The sequence below is a fragment of the Pseudomonas sp. RIT409 genome (assembly GCF_003052515.2).
Classification (GTDB): domain Bacteria; phylum Pseudomonadota; class Gammaproteobacteria; order Pseudomonadales; family Pseudomonadaceae; genus Aquipseudomonas.
In genome coordinates, this window is sequence record NZ_QARE02000007.1 from 138,448 (window position 1) to 159,320 (window position 20,873).

The window sequence follows — 20,873 nt, forward strand, 5'->3', positions numbered from 1 at the left end:
GCTCCTTATTTGCCCAGCAATTCAGCGAGTTCGGCAGAGCGGTGCGCAGCGGCGCTGAGGGCCTTTTCGACGATCGCTTCGAAACCGTCCGCCTGGAACGATTTGATTGCCGCTTCCGTGGTGCCCGCAGGCGAGGTGACACGACGACGCAATTCGGCGGCGTCGACATCGCTGGTGGTGGCCATGCGTGCGGCACCCAGCGCCGTTTCCTGGCTCAATTGCTTGGCAACTTCCGGCGACAGGCCCAGCTTCATGCCTGCGGCGGTCATGGCTTCGATCAACAGGAAGAAATACGCAGGACCGCTGCCCGAGACCGCGGTCACGGCGTCGATTTGCGCTTCAGTCTCCACCCAGAGCGCGGTGCCCACGGCAGAAAGCAGCGCTTCTGCCTGTTGCCGCTGAGCAGGCGTCACTTTCTGCGTGGCATACAACCCGCTCGCGCCCTGACGCAACAGCGCCGGCGTATTGGGCATGCAGCGCACCAGTGGTTGCTCGCCGAGCCAGGCTTCCATGCTGGCGCAGGTGATACCGGCGGCAATCGACACGATCAATTGATGAGGCTTGAGCGCTGGCTTGAGCGCTTCGCAAACCGATTTCATCATTTGCGGTTTAACGGCCAGCAGGATCACGTCGGCGCCTTCGATGGCTTCGGCGTTGTCGGCAAAGACGCTGATGCCGTGCTCCCGGGCGATCCGCTCGCGGGTTTCTGCGCCGGGATCGCTGGCGCGGATCAATTCAGCGTCGACGCCCTGGGCGCGCATGCCGCCGATCAGGCTGGCGGCCATGTTTCCTGCACCGATGAACGCGATACGAGTCTTGCTCATGTACGATTTCCTGTGAGGCAAAAGTTAGGGTTGCGCATAGTTGCGCGCACCGAAGAGGGCCGTGCCGACCCGCACCCAGGTCGCGCCTTGTGCGATGGCCGCTTCCAGGTCGTGGCTCATGCCCATGGAGAGGGTGTCCAGCGGCAGGTTCAGTTGTTGCTGCAGGTTGCGTACCGCTGCGAAGGCAGCGTTCTGTTCGTCGCTGTTTTCCGTCGGTTCGGGAATTGCCATCAAGCCGCGCAATCTCAAATTGGGCAGGACGCTGATCGCTTGCGCCAACGCGGGCAACTCTTCAGGGGAACAGCCGGACTTGCTGGCTTCGCCGCTGACGTTCACTTGAATGCAGATGTTGAGCGCGGGCAGGTGAGCAGGCCGTTGTTCGGACAAGCGTTGCGCGATTTTCAGGCGGTCCACGGAGTGTACCCAGGCAAAATGCTCGGCGATGGCGCGAGTCTTGTTCGACTGGATGGGGCCGATGAAATGCCAGGTCAAGGGCAGGTCGCTCAAGTCGGCCTGTTTGCCCAGGGCTTCCTGCAAGTAGTTTTCGCCAAAGTCACGCAACCCGGCGGCATAGGCCTGGCGCAGGTCACTGGCCGGTTTGGTCTTGCTCACGGCGAGCAGCCCGACAGACGCGGGCTCGCGTTGCGCGGCCTGCGCGGCAAGGCGGATTCGCTCTGCGAGCGTTGAAATGTTCTCTGCTATCGTGGACATTGATTTGCGCCAGCAGGGCTAAAGTCTGCGGCATTCTATGTGATGAGGAGCTGTATGGATATTACCGAGCTGCTTGCCTTCAGTGCCAAGCAAGGCGCGTCGGACTTACACCTCTCGGCTGGCCTGCCACCGATGATCCGTGTGGACGGCGATGTGCGACGGATCAACCTGCCAGCGCTGGACCAGAAAGAAGTTCAGGCGCTGATCTACGACATCATGAACGATCGTCAACGCAAGGATTTCGAAGAAGACCTGGAAACGGACTTCTCATTCGAAGTGCCCGGCGTGGCCCGTTTCCGTGTCAACGCCTTCAACCAGAACCGCGGCGCGGGTGCGGTTTTCCGAACCATTCCTTCGAAGGTCCTGAGCATGGAAGACTTGGGCATGGGAGAAGTGTTTCGGAAGATTGCCGACGTCCCTCGCGGGCTGGTACTGGTCACCGGTCCTACCGGTTCAGGCAAGTCGACGACCCTGGCAGCAATGGTCGACTACTTGAACGCCAACAAGCATCACCACATCCTGACCATCGAAGACCCGATCGAATTCGTCCACGAGTCCAAGAAGAGTCTGATCAACCAGCGTGAAGTTCACCGCGACACTCATGGCTTTGCCGAAGCGCTGCGCTCGGCGCTGCGGGAAGACCCGGACGTGATCCTGGTGGGTGAATTGCGCGACCTGGAAACCATCCGTCTGGCGTTGACGGCAGCGGAGACCGGCCACTTGGTGTTCGGCACGCTACACACCACGTCGGCCGCGAAAAGTATCGACCGGATCGTGGATGTCTTTCCGGCACAGGAGAAATCGATGATTCGCTCCATGCTCTCGGAGTCACTGCATGCCATCGTTTCTCAGGCGCTACTGAAGAAAGTCGGCGGCGGTCGAGTGGCTGCGCACGAGATCATGATCGGCACCTCGGCGATCCGTAACCTGATCCGAGAGGACAAGGTCGCGCAGATGTACTCGGCGATCCAGACGGGCGGATCGCTAGGTATGCAGACCCTGGACATGTGCTTGAAGGATTTGATCAGCAAAGGCGTGATCACACGGGACAGTGCTCGCGAGAAAGCCAAAACGCCGGACAATTTCTGACGATCGATCGCCGAGTGCGGCTGTAGGGCTGGGCTCGCGCGCGAAGGGTTATGTCAATGGCTGACGTCATCCATCGCGGCGAGCTCACGCCCAACACGTCGGTAGGGCGTTTGAATCAGCGCTGCGCGATTCGCACGGTGCCTTTGTGACTCGGTGGCTGTTTGGGCAGCACACGCTTGGCGATCACGTAATGACTGTCCCAATAGGGCTTGTTCAGCGTGTCGATGGTCACCGCCTTTCCGCGACGTGGCGCATGTACGAACTGGCCGTCCCCGAGATAAATCGCGACGTGGTTCACTTTGCGGCTCTTGATATTGAAGAACAGCAAGTCGCCCGGTTTCAGATCTTTGCGATCGACCTTTTGCCCATGGCCTTCAGCCATGGCGTTGGAGGTGCGAGGCAAATCCACTTCGCTCACGTCATTGAACGCGTATTTCACCAGGCCGCTGCAATCGAAGCCTTTGGTCGGGCTGGTTCCGCCCCAGCGATACGGGGTGCCGATGGCTTTTACCGCCCGGTTGACCACGTTGCTGCTTTGTTTGCTGCCCGCAGGGCCGGCTGCGGCCAGCGCAACGGTGTTCTTGGAAATCTTGCGAGAGCTCTGGGACTTGTTGCCCTTGGGCGCTCGGGTTTTCTTGCTCGACGATGCAAGCGGGGTTGCGGTCTCTTCCAGTGCAGCCATCGCCGCGCGTTGAGCGGCAATGTTGCGCGTTACGGTATCCGGTGACTCGGATTTTGCAGTGAAGCCCGTAAAGCTCGAAGGGAGAGGTTGCTCACGATTGGTGGCGTGGGCGGCCAGTGGCATAAATAGACAAATAGTCAGCCATGTCTTTAAAAATGGACGCATTAGGCAGGGCTCATGTTGGTCAGCGCGCAACTTTATAACAGCTTTTTCGAGCGGACTGATCCCATTTGTCGAACAATTTACTGCCCTGCAGGTCAGCATCAACGGTAAAAGTGTCACATGATTGTGTTGGGCGCCTTGTAGAACAAGGGGTTGCACGAATGCGAAGTCGTTCAAACCATACGTCGGACGGTGCCAACAAAGTCACAAACGTTACGCTTATTTTTTTCTATCGGTGCATAAGAGGTACCCAATGAACACCTATTACCCTGATGGGCAGCGTCCGAACACCCACAGCGTCGTCATGGGATACGTGCTGTGGATCGTCGGGTTTACCGGCTCCCACCGTTTCTACTATGGCAAGCCGGTAACCGGAACGATTTGGTTCCTGACCTTCGGGCTGTTGGGGATCGGCTGGTTGATCGACCTGTTTCTCATCCCTTCAATGGATCGCGAAGCGGATATGCGCTTTCACGCAGGGCCTACGGACTACAGCGTCGCCTGGATTTTGCTGACGTTTCTGGGGGTGTTTGGCGTGCACCGGATGTATCAAGGGAAATGGATCACCGGCGTGCTGTATCTGCTGACTGGCGGCTTCGTCCTGCTGGGGGTTTTGTATGACTTCTGGACGCTGAACGACCAGATTTCGATCCGGAATGCAGAGCGTCGCTAGGCAAGCGAGTTAACGGCCCAGACCGGGCCAGCTCTGTTGGCGAGTTGCTGGATGGGGGGGCGCCTCCGGAAGTCATAGCGCCCAGCGTCCGGCATCACGGGGTATCGGCGCAGGCGTTCCCACGCCGAGGGTGGGAACGTCCCAGGAGTCGCCTGGCTAACAGCCTCTGCGGTGGGTCAGGCGCTGTAGCTGATCCGGCCGTCGACAAAGGTGTGCGTCACCGCGCTTGGCAGGCAGTGCCCCAGGAACGGGCAGTTTTCACCTTTCGACAGCCATCGCTCGCCCGCTACGGTCGAGGCCGCGGGATCGAATAGCACCAGATCTGCCGCTGTACCTGCCGCGAGGCGGCCCGCGGGCAGTCGCAAGGCTGCTGCGGGCCCCGCGCTGAGGCGCGAAAGCAACGTTGGCAGATCCAGTAGGCCGTCATCAACCAACGTCATCGCCAGCGGCAGGAGCAGCTCTACGCTGCTGATGCCTGGCTCCGTAGCGCCGAATGGAGCCAGCTTGGCGTCGCGTTCGTGAGGTTGGTGATGGCTGGCGATCGCCTGTACCACGCCCGATCGGACCGCTTCGCGCAATGCATCTCGGTCTGCGCGGGTGCGCAGAGGCGGTTGGACGTGGTAGAGGCTGGAGAAGTCGATGAGCGCTTCGTCGGTCAGAATCAACTGGTAGAGCGCGACGTCCGCCGTCACTGGCAAGCCGCGCGCCTGCGCTTGGGCGATCAGTTCCACGCCGCGTGCGCTGGTCAGTTGGCTGAAGTGCGCGCGCACGCCGCTCTGTTCCACCAAGAGAAGATCGCGAGCCAGTGCCACGGTTTCCGCGGTTTCCGGAATGCCCGGCAAGCCGAGGAACGCGGCAGTCGGGCCGTCATGGGCCAGGCCGCCGGCCGCCAGGTCGTGGTCCTGTGAATTGAAAATGACCGTCAGGTCGAACGTTGCCGCGTATTCCAGCGCGCGGCACAGGGTGCGGTTACTGCCGAAATTGCTCAAGCCGTTGGTGAATGCCACGCAGCCAGCGTCGCGCAGGGCGATCAGCTCGGCCAGTTGTTCGCCTTCCAGGCCTTTGCTCAGTGCGCCGATCGGGAACACCTTGCTGTGCCCCGCTTCGCGCGCGCGGTCGAGAATCAGCTCGGCAACGGCCGAGGTATCGAGCACAGGACGTGTGCGTGGCGGGCAGCACAGGCTGGTCACCCCACCTGCGGCCGCCGCGCGGGTTTCGCTGGCAATCGTGCCTTTGCGGCTGTAGCCGGGCTCGCGCAACGACACGTTGAGATCCACCAGGCCAGGCGCCGCCACGAGACCCTTTGCGTCGATGGTCTGGGTTGGGGTGAAGTCGGCAGGCGCTGCGCCCAGGGCGAGAATCTTGCCGGCTTCCAGATGAACATCGATGACTTGATCCAGACCGCTGACAGGGTCGATGACGCGAGCGCCAAGGATGCTGAACTTCACTGGGCGTTCTCCTGCTCGTACTGACGTTGGGCGGTTTGGCCACTCATGGCCATGGACAAGACGGCCATGCGCACGGCAATGCCGTAGGTGACCTGATTGAGAATCACCGAGTGCGCGCCATCGGCCACGGCCGATTCGATTTCCACGCCGCGGTTGATTGGACCGGGATGCATGACGATGGCGTCAGGTTTGGCTCCGGCAAGGCGAGCGGTGGTCAGGCCGAACAGGCGGTAGAACTCGCCCTCGCTGGGCAGCAGGCCGCCCGACATGCGTTCGCGCTGCAGGCGCAGCATGATCACCACGTCGACGTCTTTCAGCCCTTCGGCCAAATCGGTGTAAACCTTCACGCCGTATTGCTCGACACCGACCGGCAACAGAGTCTTCGGCCCGACAACGCGGATGTCGGGGCAGCCCAGCGCCTTGAGTGCGATCATATTCGAGCGTGCGACGCGGGAGTGAAGAATGTCACCGACGATGGCCACCGACAGGTTCCTGAAATCGCCCTTGTGACGGCGAATGGTCAGCATGTCCAGCATGCCTTGTGTCGGATGGGCATGGCGCCCGTCGCCGCCATTGATGATTGCCACCTGTGGGCACACGTGCTCGGCAATGAAGTGCGCTGCGCCGGAGTCTGCGTGGCGGACGACGAACATGTCGGCGGCCATTGCCTCCAGGTTCCGCAGGGTGTCGAACAGCGTCTCGCCCTTGCTGGTGGAAGATGTCGAAACGTTCAGGGTGATGACATCCGCCGACAACCGCTGCGCCGCCAGCTCGAAGGTCGTGCGGGTGCGGGTGGAGTTTTCGAAGAACACGTTGCAGACGGTCTTGCCGCGCAACAGCGGGACTTTTTTCACAGCCCTTGCGCCGACTTCAAGGAACGAGTCGGCCGTGTCCAGGATTTCGGTGAGCAGTTCGCGGGGCAAACCGTCTAGCGAGAGGAAATGTTGCAACTGACCCTGATGGTTCAGTTGCAGCGGGCGCTTGGCGTCGAGAGGCGTCATCGCAAAGGACTCTTAGAGGGCGGCGGAATCGGTGGAAAGGTCTTGCAATTCGAGCGTCAGCGGAGTCGGGCCGGACAGTTTGACGCGCTCGTGGGGAGACAGGTCCAGCGTCGCTCCGGTCACATTCGGGCGAATCGGCAGCTCGGCGGCGTCCAGATCGAACAGCGAAACCAGCGTCACGCTGGCCGGGCGGCCGTAATCGAACAGTTCGTTGAGCGCTGCGCGGATCGTGCGGCCGCTCATCAGCACATCGTCGATCAGCACAAGGTGCTGGCCCTCGATTTCAAAGGGAAGCTCCGACGGCCGCACTTGGGGATGCAGGCCATTCTGGCTGAAATCATCGCGGTAAAAGGAAACATCCAGTGTGCCCAGCGGGGCCTGGCTGCCCAAGGCTTCGAGCAGAGCCTGGGCGACCCACACGCCGCCCGTGCGGATACCGATGAAGCGCGGCTCCCCGATGTTGCGTTTGTTCAGGTGCGCGGTGAGATCGATCGCCATCTGGCTGATCAATTCGGCGGGGTTCGGTAGGCTGCTCATGGTCGCTCCTTCAAGGACCCGGTCGTGCGCAGAGCGTCAGGCCGGGCCAAAACTCAGATTCGGTGCCGCGTAAAACGCTCGGTTTCTACTCAGGTTTCGAACAGCGCGCTATTGGCTTCCAGCCACCCTTGCAGCAAGAGCGCCGCAGCGATGGCATCCACCGGATTGTCGCGGTAGCTGCCACGCTGACCCCCACGGGATAGGCGCTCGCCCTTGGCTTCGAAAGTCGTCAGGCGCTCGTCGTGGGTGTACACGGGCAGATTGAAGCGGCCATTGAGCTGGCGCGAAAACTTCTCGGCCCGCGCGCTCATTTCGCTCGGTGTGCCATCCATGTTCAGCGGCAGACCGACCACGATGGCATCCGGTTTCCATTCGGTAATGAGGGCTTGTACCTTGTCCCAGTCGGGAACACCGTTTTGGGCTTTCAAGGTACACAGTTCACGGGCCTGGCCGGTAATGACCTGGCCGACCGCAACGCCGATCTGTTTGGTGCCATAGTCGAATCCCAGCAACAGGCGCAGCGCAGCCATCAGGCGTGCCCCGCCTGGCTGGTCAACAGGCTGAGGTTGACGCCCAGCTTGGCCGCAGCGGCGTTCAGGCGTTGTTCACTGTCCAGTTCGAAGAGAATGGCCGGATCGAATGCGCAGTTGAGCCAGGCGTTAGCGGCGAATTCGGCTTCCAACTGACCGGCGTCCCAACCTGCGTAGCCCAGGGTGATCAGATTTTGATCAGGCCCGTAGCCATCGGCGATGGAAAACAGCACGTCCTGTGACGTCGACAAGGCAACGCCCCCCAGATTGACCGTGGCCTGAAACACCTGGCCGGGAGGATGCAGCACGAAGCCGCGATCCGTCTGAACCGGCCCGCCCACATGAATGGGAATGTGCTGGCAGCGTGCCGGCGGCGTCATCTCCGGTCGCAGTTGTTCGAGGATGTCCGCCAGCGACAGGCTTTGCGGGCGGTTGATTACCAGCCCCATGGCACCATTGGCGTTGTGCTCGACGATGTAGGTCAAGGTCTGGGAAAAATTCTCATCGTGCATGTGGGGCATGGCGATCAGAAATTGATGCTTGAGGTACGACGGAGTGACATTTTTCATGTGGCCTAGTGTGGCGCCGTGGGGCTGTCGTGACAACTGTCAGAACCGACACAGGGATGGATAAATCGCGACCGGGTTCAGGTTTCATGCTGTTCGCGAGTAGCGTCGGATCTTGCAGGCGCGCGGTTGACCGCGATTGCGGTACCTCGCGCATCAATCTCGTTGAAAGGCCGTAATCGCGGGCAAGCGCGCTCCTACAAAGGGGGCGGCGCTAATTACTGGACAGTTTGTCGCCGCGGGCGAATTTCCAGGTGCGGATGATTTCCAGCCGGTCGATGTCCGACAGGTCGCCCGTGAACGGGGCGAATGGCGCGGCCAGGCGCACGATTTTCTGCGCAGCCTGATCCAGCAACGGCTGGCCTGAAGATTCGAGCACCAGCACTTCGTACAACGACCCGTCACGGTTGATCGAGACCATCATCCTCAGGCTGCCGTAGATCTGCTGGCGCCGAGCTTCTTCAGGGTAGTTGAGGTTACCGATGCGCTCGATCTTCTTGCGCCAGTCTTCCTTGTACCAGGCGCCTTTGTCGCGCATGGTCGACGCCGCACTGAGGCGGTGAATCCTGGGGCGCTTGGCATACGCCTGCTGTTCTTCGGCAAGTTCAGCTTCCAGGCTGGCGATTTCGCTGTTCAGTTGGGTGCTGTCGAACGTGGGTGCCGCTTTCTTGGGCTCGTCCGGCTTGACCTCGTCGCGCTTGGCAACGGTCTTTTCCTTGGCCGGTGCCTTGGTGGCGACTGCTGTTTTGGGCGCTTCCTGCTTGACCACCGGTTTGGCGGCAGGCGGTGGCGTCACCTTATTGATCTGCGTGTCCTGATAGGGCGCGACCTCGGTGGTCTTGGGCACCGCTTTTTTGTCGAGCGTGCCGCTGCCTTGTTGGTTTTCCTGAGCGAGGAAATCGGCATCTTTCGGTTTGGTATCGCTTTTGAAGGGGGCGAGGGTGATCTCCAGCGTCTGGCTGATTTTCTCCGGTTTCACGTAGGTGAAGCCCACGCCAAGGATCAACGCCAGATGCACGAGCGCTGCGATCAGCAGCGTAAAGCCCAGGCGGTCGGCCGGGCGCACGGAACTGCGGGTCAGGGCCATGGGGAGATCATTGTCGACCGCAGCGTTCATCGGCGCTCCGGCATCACATGAACCAGCATTGCGAAAACCAACCTAGGGCGTCATTCAGGCTGCGCATGATAACGCAATGTGGGTGAGGACTTGATTGTTGATATGGGGTGGGCCGATGTGTGGATGGACCGTTCGATGTATGACGCCTGTAGGAGCGTGGCTTGTCCCGCGATCTGGCGCGCAGCGGCAGCAAATCCGTTACGTGCGCTTTCTCAGAAGTGGACGGGATCCAGATTTTACGACCGGTTCCCGGCCGATCGCGGGACAAGCCACGCTCCTACAGGGAGCGTTTACACCTTTTTGAGCTTTTTCTCGATCGCATCCATCAGCATGCCGCCGATATCCGTGCCATAGGCATTGTCGATTTCCCGGATGCAGGTCGGGCTGGTGACGTTGATTTCCGTCAGGTTTTCGCCGATGACGTCCAGACCTACGAACAGCAAGCCTTTTTCGCGCAATGTCGGGCCGACCTCGGCGGCGATCCAGCGGTCGCGCTCGGTCAGCGGGCGAGCTTCGCCGCGGCCTCCGGCGGCCAGGTTGCCACGGGTTTCACCTGCCGCCGGGATGCGCGCCAGGCAGTAAGGGACTGGCTCGCCGTCGATCATCAGAATGCGTTTGTCACCGTCCTTGATGGCGGGCAGGTAGGCTTGCGCCATGATCTGATGTGCCCCATTGACCGTCAGGGTTTCGAGAATCACGGAGAGGTTCGGATCTTCAGGGCGGTGGCGGAAGATCGACGTGCCGCCCATGCCATCCAGCGGCTTGTAGATCACATCGCCGTGTTCGGCGGCGAACGCCCGCAGAATATCGGCGCGGCGGCTGACCAGCGTGGGCGGTGTGCAATGAGGAAACAGGGTGGCGAACAGCTTTTCATTGCAATCACGCAGGCTTTGCGGCTTGTTCACGATCAGCGTACCCGCACGCTCGGCTTGCTCCAGCAGGTAGGTGGTGTAGATGAAGTCCATGTCGAAGGGCGGATCCTTGCGCATCAAGATCACGTCCAGGTCGTCCAGGCCGCTGTCGATTTCGGCGTCGAACTCGAACCAGTTTTCCGGGTTGGCGAAGACTTTCAGCGGCTTCATACGGGCGCGGGCCTGGCCTTTCGCCTGATACAGATCCTGCTGCTCCATATAAAACAGCGACCAGCCGCGCGCTTGCGCCGCCAGAAGCATGGCCAGCGAGCTGTCCTTCTTATAGGAGATGCGCTCGATGGGGTCCATGACAATGCCAACGCGAACGCTCATGGGTAATATCCTCTGTTCGGTAATGGCCTCGACGGGCCTGAAAACAGGCGTCAGGGTGGCGCCGCACCGGCTCGCGGTCAAGGGGCAAGCGCGGCACGTATGCTTTATGGATTGCGTCTTTAGAGTGTGCTAAAAAGGCTCGGCATCGGGTGTGACGCCAGTTGTCATGCCTCCTCTCTCGATGAGGGGTTCCGCGATCCCGAACCCGACCAGACGGCCGAAGGCAAACCCATCTCAATCGCTGCGGCGATGGTAGAGCAGATATGGAACAGCATTCAGTGCCATTGAAAGTCATGGTCATCGACGACTCCCGAACGATTCGTCGCACCGCCGAGACCCTGTTGCAGAACGTCGGCTGTGAAGTGATCACCGCTGTGGACGGTTTCGATGCGCTGGCGAAGATCGCTGACAATCATCCGAGCATCATTTTCGTGGACATCATGATGCCCAGGCTGGACGGGTATCAGACATGTGCATTGATCAAGAACAACCGGGCTTTCAAAGCCACCCCGGTGATCATGTTGTCCTCCAGGGATGGGCTGTTCGATAAGGCCAAGGGGCGTATCGTCGGTTCTGATCAGTTTTTGACCAAACCGTTCAGCAAGGAAGAGCTGCTCAGTACGATCAAGGCCCATGTGCCTGAGTTCGTTGCAGCAGAACAACAACTATCTTGATGCCGAGCCCTTGCGCGGGGACGGCGGTTTCTATGGGGAACACCATGGCTCGAATCCTGATCGTCGATGACTCGCCGACTGAAATGTACAAGCTGACCGGGATGCTGGAAAAACACGGCCATCAGGTACTCAAGGCCGAAAACGGTGCCGATGGCGTTGCTCTGGCGCGTCAGGAAAAGCCTGATGCCGTTCTGATGGACATCGTCATGCCGGGCCTCAACGGCTTTCAGGCGACCCGCCAGCTCACCAAGGATGCGGACACCAGCACAATTCCGGTGATCATGATCACCACCAAGGATCAGGAAACGGACAAGGTCTGGGGCAAGCGCCAAGGCGCACGGGATTACCTGACCAAACCGGTGGACGAAGAAACCCTCATGAAAACCCTGAACGCGGTCCTGGCGGGCTGAAGCCTGGCCCGCATTCATGGCTCGGTCGCAAACCGCCTTCCAACTCTTGCTCGACATCGACCAGCGCTGTCGCTCGCTGGCGGCCGGCCTGCCGTTGCAGGAAACCCGGCAGCAGGGCTGGAGCGGCATTGGCTTCCGCATGGGTGAACGGTACTACGTGGCGCCGATGGGGGAGGTCGATGAAATCCTCCACGAGCCTCGTTACACCGCTGTGCCGGGCGTCAGGCACTGGGTCAGGGGTATCGCAAATCTGCGGGGGCGCCTGTTGCCGATCCTGGACGTTTACGCCTTCTTCGGGCATGAATTGTCGCCTCTGCGCAAGCAGCGCCGAGTGCTGGTGATCGATGATCAGGACGTTTTCGTCGGGTTGCTGGTGGACGAAGTCCTGGGTATGCAGCATTTCAGCGAGCGCAGCTTGATGCCCGAGCCGTCCGGTGAAAGCGAGCCGGACATCGCGCCCTTCATACAGGGCCGCTTCCTGCGCGAGCAGGCCTGGCGGGTGTTCAGTCCCAGAAGCCTCGTGCAGTCCGCGGACTTCATGAATGTCGCCTTGTGATTCCGCTTGGCGCCGCACCTCAGCAGGTCGGGACGTACTCACCCGCAATGCACACCGATTTTCGGGCGGAGCCCTGAGCAATGAGTAAAACCGGCAAGTCTTTGGAAGGTCTGCGCAGTCGTTCGCAGATCGTTGCATTGTTTATCGGCCTGATCGTTCTGATCATGTTGTTGTTCGTCAATTTTGCTTACTTGAGCACTCAATCCAACTACGACAAGCAGTACATCGGCCACGCGGGCGAGCTGCGAGTCCTGTCCCAGCGAATCGCCAAAAACGCCACCGAAGCCGCAGCGGGCAAGGCTGCCGCATTCAAGTTGCTGGCCGATGCGCGCAACGATTTCGATACCCGTTGGCAGTATTTGAAAAAAGGCGACAAAAACACCGGCCTGCCCGCCGCCCCTGTCGAAGTCGGCGACGAGCTGAAAGCGGTGCAGAACGATTGGGAAAATCTGAGAAAAAGCACGGATGTCATTCTCTCGCGCGAACAGACCGTGCTGTCCTTGCACCAGGTCGCTGCTACATTGGCCGAGACCATCCCGCAGCTGCAGAACGAGTCCGAAAAGGTCGTGGACATTCTGCTGCAGAACCGGGCCCCTGCCAGTCAGGTGGCGTTGGCGCAACGTCAATCTCTGCTGGCGGAGCGGATTCTCGGCGCTGTGAATACCGTGCTGTCCGGAGACGAGTCCGCTGTTCAAGCGGCCGATGGTTTTGGCCGGGATGCCAGCCAGTTCGGTCGTGTCCTCAATGGCATGCTCAATGGCAACGCGACGTTGAAGATCGCCCAGGTCGAGGACCGCGATGCCCGGGCTCGGCTGGCTGAAATCGCCGAGCTGTTCCAGTTCGTGTCGGGATCGGTCGACGAAATTCTTGAAACCTCTCCCGAGTTACTTGAAGTGCGGGAGGCGGCCAGCAGCATATTCACCCTGTCGCAAACGTTGCTCGACGAGGCTTCCGTGCTGGCGAACAGCTTCGAGCACATGGCCGGCGGACGGGCAACCAACAGCTACGGAGGCTACATTCTGGGCCTGCTGGCGTTGATGTCGATCATCCTGATCGGCTTGGTCATGGTGCGCGAGACCAACCGCCAATTGCGCGAAACGGCCGAAAAGAACGACCGGAACCAGACCGCGATCATGCGTTTGCTCGATGAGATCGAGGACCTGGCCGACGGCGATCTGACCGTGGCCGCGTCGGTCACCGAAGATTTCACCGGGGCCATCGCCGACTCCATCAATTATTCCATCGACCAATTGCGCGAACTGGTGGCGACGATCAACCTGACGGCCGAGCAAGTGTTTGGCGCCGTCAAGGAAACGCAGACGACGGCCACGCAACTGGCGGCGGCCTCGGAGCATCAGGCGTTGCAGATCGCGGCCGCGTCTAACGCCGTCAACGACATGTCGCGCTCTGTCGAACAGGTGTCGGCCAACGCCTCGGAGTCGGTGGCGGTGGCCGAGCGCTCCGTCACCATTGCCAACAAAGGCAACGAGGTGGTCCACAACACCATTCATGGCATGGACAACATCCGTGAGCAGATTCAGGACACCTCCAAGCGCATCAAGCGTCTGGGAGAATCTTCGCAGGAGATTGGCGACATCGTCAGTCTGATCGACGATATCGCCGATCAGACCAACATTCTCGCGCTCAACGCTGCGATTCAGGCTTCGATGGCTGGGGATGCCGGGCGTGGCTTCGCGGTGGTGGCGGACGAAGTCCAGCGTCTGGCTGAGCGCTCCTCTTCAGCGACCAAGCAGATCGAGACATTGGTGCGCGCGATTCAGAATGACACCAACGAAGCGGTGATCTCCATGGAGCAGACGACTTCAGAGGTGGTGCGCGGTGCCCGGTTGGCGCAGGATGCCGGGGTGGCCCTGGAAGAAATCGAAGGCGTTTCGAAAGTGCTGGCGGCGTTGGTCGAGAGCATCACCAACGCAGCGCAACAGCAGGCGGCTTTGGGGCAGCAGATTTCAGCGACCATGCAGGTGATCCAGCAGACCACCACGCAAACCACCTCTGGAACCGCAGCCACAGCGCAAAGCATGGGCAACCTGGCGAAAATGGCCAGTGATATGCGCCGCTCGGTGTCCGGTTTCAAGCTGCCGGCTTCACGGGATATGCATTGATCGTCGAGCCGCAATACATGGGCAAGGGGAGCCAGCATGGCTGACCGTCGCGACTACGTGGCCCTGGAGTGGGTCAAGGGCGAAATAGCCGAAACCCTCAAACACGCCAGACAGGCGCTGGATGCACATGTCTCGCGCCCCCATGATCCCTCGCCGCTGGACGTCTGCCTGGATTTGATTCATCAGGTCCACGGCAGCCTGCAAATGATCGAGTTCTACGGCGCCGCGCTGTTCGCCGAAGAGATCGAACAGACGGCACTGGCGTTGCAGCGCGGCCACGTCGGTCAGCGGGCCGAGGCCGTGCAGTTGCTGCATCAGGCCATGAGCCAGTTGCCGGTGTATCTGGAGCGCGTGCATTCGGCCCGTCGTGACCTGCCGTTGGTGGTGCTGCCACTGCTCAACGACCTGCGCAGTGCGCGAGGCGAGAATCTGCTGTCGGAAACCAGTCTGTTTTCGCCGCAATTGCCCTCACTCCCGGCGCTGGACCCGCAAACCCTCGCCGAACGAGACGGCCCCGAGCTGACCGCGAAGTTGCGCAAGTGGCGCCAGACCCTGCAGACCGCCCTGGTCGGTTTGATGCGTGAACAGGATGTGCAGACCTCACTCGATTACATGACCAAGGTCTTTGCACGACTTGAAGCCCTGTGCAAGGGCGCGCCTCTGGAGCCGCTGTGGCGGATCGCGGGCGCGCTGGTGGACGGTATGGCCGATGGCAGCTTTACCAACAGTCCGGCCCTGCGCAGCCTGTTCAAGGATGCGGACAAGGAGCTCAAGCGACTTCTGGAGCAGGGCATCGAAGGGATCAATCAGCCGGCGCCGGATGAGCTGCTGAAGACCCTGCTGTTCTATATCGCCAAATCTGACAGTCAGGCTCAGCAAATGATGGATTTGAAGGATCAATACGGCCTCGACGAGGCGTTGCCTGAAAGCGCACTGGTGGATGAAGAGCGAGCGCGTCTGTCGGCGCCCGATCGCGACGCGATGCGTTCGGTGATCATCGCCTTGTGTGATGAACTGGTCCGCACCAAGGAGCGGCTGGACGTCTTCGTGCGGGGCGATCGCCAGCATGTCAGCGAACTCAATGCACTGCTGCCGCCCCTGCGGCAGATCGCCGACACGTTGGCGGTGCTGGGCTTTGGCCAGCCCCGCAAAGTCATCATCGACCAGCTCACTGTGGTTCAGGGAATGGCGCAAGGCCAGCGGGAGCCCAGTGACCCTACGCTGATGGACGTGGCTGGCGCGCTGCTCTACGTTGAAGCGACGTTGGCGGGCATGGCCGGCGCCGTGGACCAGAGTCGTCGTGAGGAAAGCCGCCTGCCTACCACCGACCTGAGTCAGATTCACCAGTTGGTGATCAAGGAAGCCAGGCTGGTGCTGCAGCAAGCCAAGGACGTCATCGATGATTACATCGCAGGCGAAATGGACCGCCAACGCCTGGCGCCGCTGTCTGCACAGCTCGTTCAGGTGCGCGGCGCTTTGGCGATGATTCCGCTGCCCCGTGCCTCTGGACTGCTCGCCGCCTGCAATCAGTACATCATCGAACATCTCTTGCGCGACGATGAGCGTCCGAGTTGGTCGCAACTCGATCACCTCGCCGATGTGATCATCGGTATCGAGTACTACCTGGAGCGTATGGCCGAGGCCCCGGAAGCCCCGGGCGAACACGTGCTTGATCTGGCCCAGGAAAGCCTGGCCAGGCTGGGTTACGCGCCGGTCACCGATGAGCCAGAGCTGCCCACGCTCGATCAGGTCATAGAGCAGGAGGTGCTTGCGGCACCGGCGCCCGCTGTGGATGACCCGAGCCTTGCCGATGTGCTCGCCAGCCCCGTCTCCGCTGTCAACCCGCCGGCGCGGCATGTCCCTGCCAGCCTGCTGCCGCCGCCAAAAGGCGAGCCGCCGGTCGACGATGACTTGCGTGACGTCTTTCTCGAAGAAGCCGACGAAGTCCTTGAAGCCCTGAACGAATACCTGCCGCGCTGGCTGAGCGATGCGCAGGATGTTTCAGCATTGAGTGAAATTCGCCGGGCCTTTCACACCCTCAAGGGCAGCGGACGCATGGTGCGTGCGCTGGTCCTGGGAGAACTGGCGTGGGCGGTGGAAAACCTGCTCAACCGCGTGCTGGAGGGTAGCGTCGAGCCTGGAGAACGGGTCCGGCAATTGCTCAAGGACATGCAGGCGCTGCTGCCCGATGTGATTCGTGATTTTGCCGAAGACGTGCAGCGCCAACGGGATGATGTCGACCTGTTGGCTGCCCGGGCGCATGCCTTGGCGCAAGGTGAAGTGCTCGAAGCGCTCACGGCTGCCACGCCAGACATGGCCGAACCTGGAAAGGAGGGCTTCGATCCTCAACTGCTGGAAATCTTTCGTCAGGAAGCCCTGACGCACCTCGACACGCTGAATCGCTACCTGCTCGACGTCCAACAGGCTGAATCGCCCTCGTTCAGTGATGAATTGTTGCGGGCGCTGCATACCCTGAAAGGCAGCGCCTACATGGCAGGTGTGCTGCCGATGGCGGAGTTGGCTGGCCCTCTGGATCTGCTGGTCAGGGAATACAAGACCAACCTGATTCCCGTTGGCCAGCCAGAAGTCGAGTTATTGCGTTCAGCCGAGCCGCTGTTTCATCTTGGGCTCGCGCAACTGAGCGTTGATCCGCTGATGCCCATCGAGGGCGCTGCGCCCTTGATCCAAGCGGCCCGAACGCTGCTCGACCGGCAACTGACCGAAGCGCTCAGTGCCGATGGCAATGGCGCCCGCCGCCGTCGTAATCCGCAGTTGATCGCCAGCTTTCTTGCAGAAGGCATGGACATCCTGTTGGACGCCGAAACCCTGCTCAGTCGCTGGCGCAAACACCCCGGTGAGCGCCAGGAGCTCGCTGCGCTGCTGGACGAATTGACCATGCTTGGCCAGGGCGCGCACATGGCGGACCTGTCGCCAGTGGATGAATTGTGTGAAGCGTTGCTGGACCTGTACGGGGCGGTCGAGGAGGGCAGCCTTGCCGTCAACGAGCGCTTCTTTCAGGAGGCCGAGAGCGCACACGAAGCGTTGATCAATATGCTCGATCAGGTCGCGGCCGGTCAGGAAGTGCGTGCCTGCCCCGAACGGATTCAGGCCCTGCGCGAGCTGCTCGACCAAGCGCTGGCCCCAGACGCGATGGGGCTCATCCAGCAGGACGGGAGCCCCGCTGCCCGCGTCGTCGACATAGACCAGGCCACCGACGCGCTGCAACGTCAGACGGTGCCAGTGCAGCGAGACGATCTGGATCAGGAAATCGTCGACATCTTCCTGGAAGAAGCGGTGGATATCCTCGACGGCGCAGGCAAGGCGTTGCAGCGCTGGCTGGACGATCCGGAGAACCCGCTTCCGCTGTCCTCCCTGCAGCGGGACCTGCACACCCTCAAGGGTGGCGCGCGGATGGCGGAGGTCGGGCCGGTCGGCGACCTGAGCCATGAGCTCGAATCCTTGTACGAGGCCTTGGTTGACCGACGCTGCACGTATTCGTCACCCCTCGCGGCGTTGCTGCTGCGTTGCCACGATCAATTGGCGACCCTGCTGGATCTGTTGCACCACCGTTCGCCCCTGACGACGCCGGACGCGCTGATCGAAGAAATTCGCGATTTCCGCCAATCCAGCCCGGTCGCGGTGCAGGGGAGTGAAGCGCGCAATGTCGGTTCCATGATCCAGCCGCTGGACGAGCGCGACCCCGAGCTGCTGGAAATCTTCCTCGAAGAAGCCGACGACATCATTGAAAGTGCCGGCGCCGCTCTCGTGCGCTGGCAAGCCGAACCCCAGAACACCCAGGAGGTCGAGAACCTGTTGCGCGATCTGCACACCCTCAAGGGTGGCGCGCGGATGGTGGAAATCGCCCCCATTGGCGACTTGGCCCATGAGTTGGAGTCGTTGTACGAAGGGCTTTCTTCGGGGGCGCTGAAAAATGGCGCGTTGCTCAATGGTTTGCTGCAAAGCGGTCATGACATGCTCGCCGACATGGTCGATGCGGTACGGGGCTACGAGCCGCTGCCCAATCCGACATTGCTGATCGACAGTATCGCTCAGTACACCGCGTCAGGCGCCATTCACGAAGCCGGCTCTCCACCGTTGGACGCCCCGGTGCTTGCACCGCCGCCGACCACCGAGCCTGTGGCGGCAGTGCCTGAGCCCGACCCCGAGCGCGCCGGGCCGGAAATGGTCAAGGTGCCCGCCGAGCAATTGGAGGCGTTGTTGAACCTGGCCGGGGAAGTCTCGATCGTCCGCGGACGGATCGAGCAACAGGCCATCGATGCCCAGACCACGTTGGCAGAGATGGAGATCACCATTGAGCGCATGCGTGATCAGTTGCGACGTCTGGACATCGAGACCCAAGGGCGGATTTTGAGCCGCGATCACCAAACCGAACGGCTGGGCTACGAGGAATTCGATCCGTTGGAGATGGATCGTCATTCGCAATTGCAGCAGTTGTCTCGCGCCCTGTTCGAATCAGCTTCCGACTTGATGGACCTCAAGGAAACCCTCGACACGCGTACTCACGACGCCGAAAACCTGTTGCAACAACAGGCGCGGGTCAACACTCAGTTGCAGGAAAACCTCATGCGTACGCGCATGGTGCCATTCGAACGCATGGTGCCGCGCCTGCGCAGGATCGTGCGCCAGGTGTCCGGCGAACTGAACAAGAAAGTGAAGTTCGATGTGATCAACGCCGAGGGCGAGATGGACCGCAATGTGCTCGAGCGCATGGTTGCTCCCTTGGAGCATATGCTGCGTAACGCGGTGGATCACGGTCTGGAAAGCACGGAAAAACGCCTGGCCCAAGGTAAATCCGAGATCGGACACATCACGTTGAGCCTGGCCCATGAGGGCGGCGATATTGTCATTGAAATGAGCGACGATGGCGCGGGGGTCGATTTCGAAGCGGTGCGACGCAAGGCGATCAAACGGGGGCTCATTGCGCCTGACGCCGAGCTCAGCGAGCACGACACCCTGCAGTTCATTTTGCAGGCGGGCTTCTCGACGGCGGAAACCATCACCCAGATATCCGGCCGCGGCGTGGGAATGGACGTGGTGCATGCCGAGGTCAAGGAGCTTGGCGGCTCGATGGTGATCGACTCGAAGTCCGGTCAGGGCGCGCGGTTCCGCATTCGCCTGCCGTTTTCGGTGTCGATGAATGAGGCTTTGATGGTGCAGTGCGCGGACGAACAGTACGCCGTGCCGCTGAACAGTGTCGAAGGCATCGTGCGGGTCATGCCGAGTGAGCTGGAGAGTTGTTATAAGGCCTCACCGCCGCGCTATCAATACGGCGACCGCACGTATGAGTTGCGCTATCTCGGCGAACTGCTGCACAACGGGCTGCCCCCCAAGCTGATCGGCCAGACGCAACCGCTGCCGGTGTTGCTCGTACACGTCCATGATCAATGGGTGGCGGTGCAGGTGGATGCATTGGCGGGCTCGAGGGAAATCGTTGTCAAGAATCTCGGGCCACAGTTCACGGGCGTACCGGGCATTACCGGTGCAACGATTCTCGGCGACGGCAGCGTCGTGCTGATTCTCGACCTATTCGCCCATATCCGCCGCCTGCACGCGCAGATGATCGCCTTGCAGGCGGCTGGGCATGTGCCGAGTCGACCCGTCGAAGTCGAGCAGGCCCGGCCCTTGCTGGTGATGGTGGTCGACGATTCGGTCACGGTGCGCAAGGTGACCGGGCGACTGCTGGAGCGCAATGGCATGAACGTGCTGACCGCCAAGGACGGCGTCGATGCCATGGCGCTGCTGCAGGAGCACGTACCGGATGTGATGCTGCTGGATATCGAGATGCCGCGCATGGACGGCTTCGAAGTGGTCAGCAAGGTTCGCGAATCCGAGGCGCTCAAGCACCTGCCGATTATCATGATCACGTCCCGTTCGGGGCAGAAACATCGCGATCGCGCCATGGCGCTGGGGGTGAACGACTACATGAGCAAGCCTTATCAGGAAGCGGCCTTGCTGGAGAGCATTGCTCACTGGAGTCATGTTCATGTCTGACGCGACCGGCCAGACCGCCCGCCTGACCAGCCTGACCGGATTGCTCATCCCGTTGAGCGACCGCTATCTGTTATTGCCGAACGTCGCGGTGGCCGAGCTGATCGACTATCAAGACAGCATCGCTGACCCCGCTGCACCCCAATGGTATCTGGGCCCGATCAACTGGCGTCATCGTAGCTTGCCGTTGCTCAGCTTCGAGGCCGCGTGTGGGAGCCGCGCGCGCGTGGGCGGACGTGCCCGGATCGTCGTGCTCAATGCATTGGGCGGGCGACCCGATCTGAAATTCATCGCGGTTCTGATCCAGGGGATACCGCGCTCGTGCAAGCTCGACAGCCAGCTTAGCTACGTCGATGTGCCGCTGTCCGAACTGGAAATGGCGGCTGTGCAAGTGGGTGAAACAGTGGCCAGGATCCCTGACCTCGTGGCGCTGGAACAGCGGCTGGTGGATGCCGGGCTCGGGAAGGTGTCCGGACCGCAGACCTGAAGGCGGTGTGGATTCCAATCCGGGGCGCAT

At 61.1% G+C, this 20,873-nt stretch carries 18 protein-coding genes; 8 read left to right on the top strand and 10 right to left on the bottom strand.

All coding sequences use genetic code 11. The features are described 5' to 3' along the window. Window positions 1-5 precede the first annotated feature (5 nt). Both proC and DBP26_RS11340 read right to left on the bottom strand, forming a co-directional pair. Window positions 6-824 (bottom strand): pyrroline-5-carboxylate reductase, encoded by an 819-nt coding sequence (gene proC, locus DBP26_RS11335; RefSeq protein WP_108237671.1) that lies wholly within the window; start codon window positions 822-824, stop codon window positions 6-8. 24 nt (window positions 825-848) lie between these two features. After that, window positions 849-1,535, bottom strand: coding sequence for a YggS family pyridoxal phosphate-dependent enzyme (locus DBP26_RS11340; RefSeq protein WP_108237672.1), 687 nt, complete (start codon window positions 1,533-1,535; stop codon window positions 849-851). 54 nt (window positions 1,536-1,589) lie between these two features. Between DBP26_RS11340 and DBP26_RS11345 the strand changes: the two genes are divergently transcribed. Further along, the gene (locus DBP26_RS11345) at window positions 1,590-2,624 is read left to right on the top strand and encodes a type IV pilus twitching motility protein PilT (RefSeq protein WP_108237673.1); all 1,035 of its coding nucleotides are present in this window, start codon (window positions 1,590-1,592) and stop codon (window positions 2,622-2,624) included. A gap of 115 nt (window positions 2,625-2,739) precedes the next feature. Here the strand turns inward: DBP26_RS11345 and DBP26_RS11350 are convergent, their stop codons facing one another. Beyond that, on the bottom strand, window positions 2,740-3,471 hold the full coding sequence (locus tag DBP26_RS11350; RefSeq protein ID WP_108237674.1) for a C40 family peptidase: 732 nt from the start codon (window positions 3,469-3,471) through the stop codon (window positions 2,740-2,742). A 250-nt stretch (window positions 3,472-3,721) separates the two neighbouring features. On the opposite strand from DBP26_RS11350, the gene DBP26_RS11355 reads away from it, so the two are divergent. Next, window positions 3,722-4,141 (top strand): TM2 domain-containing protein, encoded by a 420-nt coding sequence (locus tag DBP26_RS11355; protein ID WP_108237675.1) that lies wholly within the window; start codon window positions 3,722-3,724, stop codon window positions 4,139-4,141. 176 nt (window positions 4,142-4,317) lie between these two features. Here DBP26_RS11355 and DBP26_RS11360 read toward each other — a convergent pair whose 3' ends face one another. From DBP26_RS11360 to gshB, 7 genes are all read right to left on the bottom strand, one after another. Beyond that, the gene (locus tag DBP26_RS11360) at window positions 4,318-5,589 is read right to left on the bottom strand and encodes a dihydroorotase (protein ID WP_108237676.1); all 1,272 of its coding nucleotides are present in this window, start codon (window positions 5,587-5,589) and stop codon (window positions 4,318-4,320) included. After that, on the bottom strand, window positions 5,586-6,590 hold the full coding sequence (locus DBP26_RS11365; protein ID WP_108237677.1) for an aspartate carbamoyltransferase catalytic subunit: 1,005 nt from the start codon (window positions 6,588-6,590) through the stop codon (window positions 5,586-5,588). The genes DBP26_RS11360 and DBP26_RS11365 overlap by 4 nt, the downstream gene beginning before the upstream one ends. Before the next feature lie 12 nt (window positions 6,591-6,602). After that, the gene (gene pyrR / locus DBP26_RS11370) at window positions 6,603-7,127 is read right to left on the bottom strand and encodes a bifunctional pyr operon transcriptional regulator/uracil phosphoribosyltransferase PyrR (protein ID WP_108237678.1); all 525 of its coding nucleotides are present in this window, start codon (window positions 7,125-7,127) and stop codon (window positions 6,603-6,605) included. A gap of 89 nt (window positions 7,128-7,216) precedes the next feature. Beyond that, window positions 7,217-7,657 carry a Holliday junction resolvase RuvX gene (ruvX, locus tag DBP26_RS11375; RefSeq protein ID WP_108237679.1) on the bottom strand — a complete coding sequence of 147 codons (441 nt, stop codon included), beginning with the start codon at window positions 7,655-7,657 and terminating at the stop codon, window positions 7,217-7,219. Then, window positions 7,657-8,226, bottom strand: a complete 570-nt coding sequence (locus tag DBP26_RS11380; RefSeq protein ID WP_108237680.1) for a YqgE/AlgH family protein — start codon at window positions 8,224-8,226, stop codon at window positions 7,657-7,659. The genes ruvX and DBP26_RS11380 overlap by 1 nt, the downstream gene beginning before the upstream one ends. Before the next feature lie 211 nt (window positions 8,227-8,437). Continuing rightward, window positions 8,438-9,340, bottom strand: coding sequence for an energy transducer TonB (locus tag DBP26_RS11385; RefSeq protein WP_108237681.1), 903 nt, complete (start codon window positions 9,338-9,340; stop codon window positions 8,438-8,440). A gap of 290 nt (window positions 9,341-9,630) precedes the next feature. Next, the gene (gene gshB, locus DBP26_RS11390; RefSeq protein WP_108237682.1) at window positions 9,631-10,584 is read right to left on the bottom strand and encodes a glutathione synthase; all 954 of its coding nucleotides are present in this window, start codon (window positions 10,582-10,584) and stop codon (window positions 9,631-9,633) included. Window positions 10,585-10,847: 263 nt separating this feature from the next. On the opposite strand from gshB, the gene pilG reads away from it, so the two are divergent. The 6 genes from pilG (at window position 10,848) to DBP26_RS11420 (ending at window position 20,843) form a co-directional block, all read left to right on the top strand. Further along, complete coding sequence (pilG, locus tag DBP26_RS11395) at window positions 10,848-11,258, top strand: twitching motility response regulator PilG (protein ID WP_108237683.1); 411 nt, start codon at window positions 10,848-10,850, stop codon at window positions 11,256-11,258. A 44-nt stretch (window positions 11,259-11,302) separates the two neighbouring features. Continuing rightward, complete coding sequence (gene pilH, locus DBP26_RS11400) at window positions 11,303-11,668, top strand: twitching motility response regulator PilH (protein ID WP_108237805.1); 366 nt, start codon at window positions 11,303-11,305, stop codon at window positions 11,666-11,668. Between the two features lie 16 nt (window positions 11,669-11,684). Then, window positions 11,685-12,224, top strand: a complete 540-nt coding sequence (locus tag DBP26_RS11405; RefSeq protein ID WP_108237684.1) for a chemotaxis protein CheW — start codon at window positions 11,685-11,687, stop codon at window positions 12,222-12,224. Between the two features lie 80 nt (window positions 12,225-12,304). After that, complete coding sequence (locus tag DBP26_RS11410; RefSeq protein ID WP_108237685.1) at window positions 12,305-14,347, top strand: methyl-accepting chemotaxis protein; 2,043 nt, start codon at window positions 12,305-12,307, stop codon at window positions 14,345-14,347. A gap of 36 nt (window positions 14,348-14,383) precedes the next feature. After that, window positions 14,384-20,359 carry an Hpt domain-containing protein gene (locus DBP26_RS11415; RefSeq protein WP_108237686.1) on the top strand — a complete coding sequence of 1,992 codons (5,976 nt, stop codon included), beginning with the start codon at window positions 14,384-14,386 and terminating at the stop codon, window positions 20,357-20,359. Continuing rightward, window positions 20,352-20,843, top strand: coding sequence for a chemotaxis protein CheW (locus tag DBP26_RS11420; protein ID WP_108237687.1), 492 nt, complete (start codon window positions 20,352-20,354; stop codon window positions 20,841-20,843). Before DBP26_RS11415 ends, DBP26_RS11420 begins: the two co-directional genes overlap by 8 nt. The last annotated feature ends 30 nt before the right edge of the window (window positions 20,844-20,873 follow it).

What these genes read in the sequence shown, in the direction of transcription:
- DBP26_RS11405 (WP_108237684.1), top strand. Translation starts at nt 11,685, where the DNA reads ATGGCTCGGTCGCAAACCGCCTTCCAACTCTTGCTCGACATCGACCAG.
- DBP26_RS11380 (WP_108237680.1), bottom strand. Translation starts at nt 8,226, where the DNA reads ATGAAAAATGTCACTCCGTCGTACCTCAAGCATCAATTTCTGATCGCC.
- DBP26_RS11365 (WP_108237677.1), bottom strand. Translation starts at nt 6,590, where the DNA reads ATGACGCCTCTCGACGCCAAGCGCCCGCTGCAACTGAACCATCAGGGT.
- DBP26_RS11420 (WP_108237687.1), top strand. Translation starts at nt 20,352, where the DNA reads ATGTCTGACGCGACCGGCCAGACCGCCCGCCTGACCAGCCTGACCGGA.
- gshB (WP_108237682.1), bottom strand. Translation starts at nt 10,584, where the DNA reads ATGAGCGTTCGCGTTGGCATTGTCATGGACCCCATCGAGCGCATCTCC.
- pilH (WP_108237805.1), top strand. Translation starts at nt 11,303, where the DNA reads ATGGCTCGAATCCTGATCGTCGATGACTCGCCGACTGAAATGTACAAG.
- DBP26_RS11410 (WP_108237685.1), top strand. Translation starts at nt 12,305, where the DNA reads ATGAGTAAAACCGGCAAGTCTTTGGAAGGTCTGCGCAGTCGTTCGCAG.
- pyrR (WP_108237678.1), bottom strand. Translation starts at nt 7,127, where the DNA reads ATGAGCAGCCTACCGAACCCCGCCGAATTGATCAGCCAGATGGCGATC.
- DBP26_RS11415 (WP_108237686.1), top strand. Translation starts at nt 14,384, where the DNA reads ATGGCTGACCGTCGCGACTACGTGGCCCTGGAGTGGGTCAAGGGCGAA.
- proC (WP_108237671.1), bottom strand. Translation starts at nt 824, where the DNA reads ATGAGCAAGACTCGTATCGCGTTCATCGGTGCAGGAAACATGGCCGCC.
- DBP26_RS11340 (WP_108237672.1), bottom strand. Translation starts at nt 1,535, where the DNA reads ATGTCCACGATAGCAGAGAACATTTCAACGCTCGCAGAGCGAATCCGC.
- DBP26_RS11385 (WP_108237681.1), bottom strand. Translation starts at nt 9,340, where the DNA reads ATGAACGCTGCGGTCGACAATGATCTCCCCATGGCCCTGACCCGCAGT.
- DBP26_RS11350 (WP_108237674.1), bottom strand. Translation starts at nt 3,471, where the DNA reads ATGCGTCCATTTTTAAAGACATGGCTGACTATTTGTCTATTTATGCCA.
- DBP26_RS11355 (WP_108237675.1), top strand. Translation starts at nt 3,722, where the DNA reads ATGAACACCTATTACCCTGATGGGCAGCGTCCGAACACCCACAGCGTC.
- pilG (WP_108237683.1), top strand. Translation starts at nt 10,848, where the DNA reads ATGGAACAGCATTCAGTGCCATTGAAAGTCATGGTCATCGACGACTCC.
- DBP26_RS11345 (WP_108237673.1), top strand. Translation starts at nt 1,590, where the DNA reads ATGGATATTACCGAGCTGCTTGCCTTCAGTGCCAAGCAAGGCGCGTCG.
- ruvX (WP_108237679.1), bottom strand. Translation starts at nt 7,657, where the DNA reads ATGGCTGCGCTGCGCCTGTTGCTGGGATTCGACTATGGCACCAAACAG.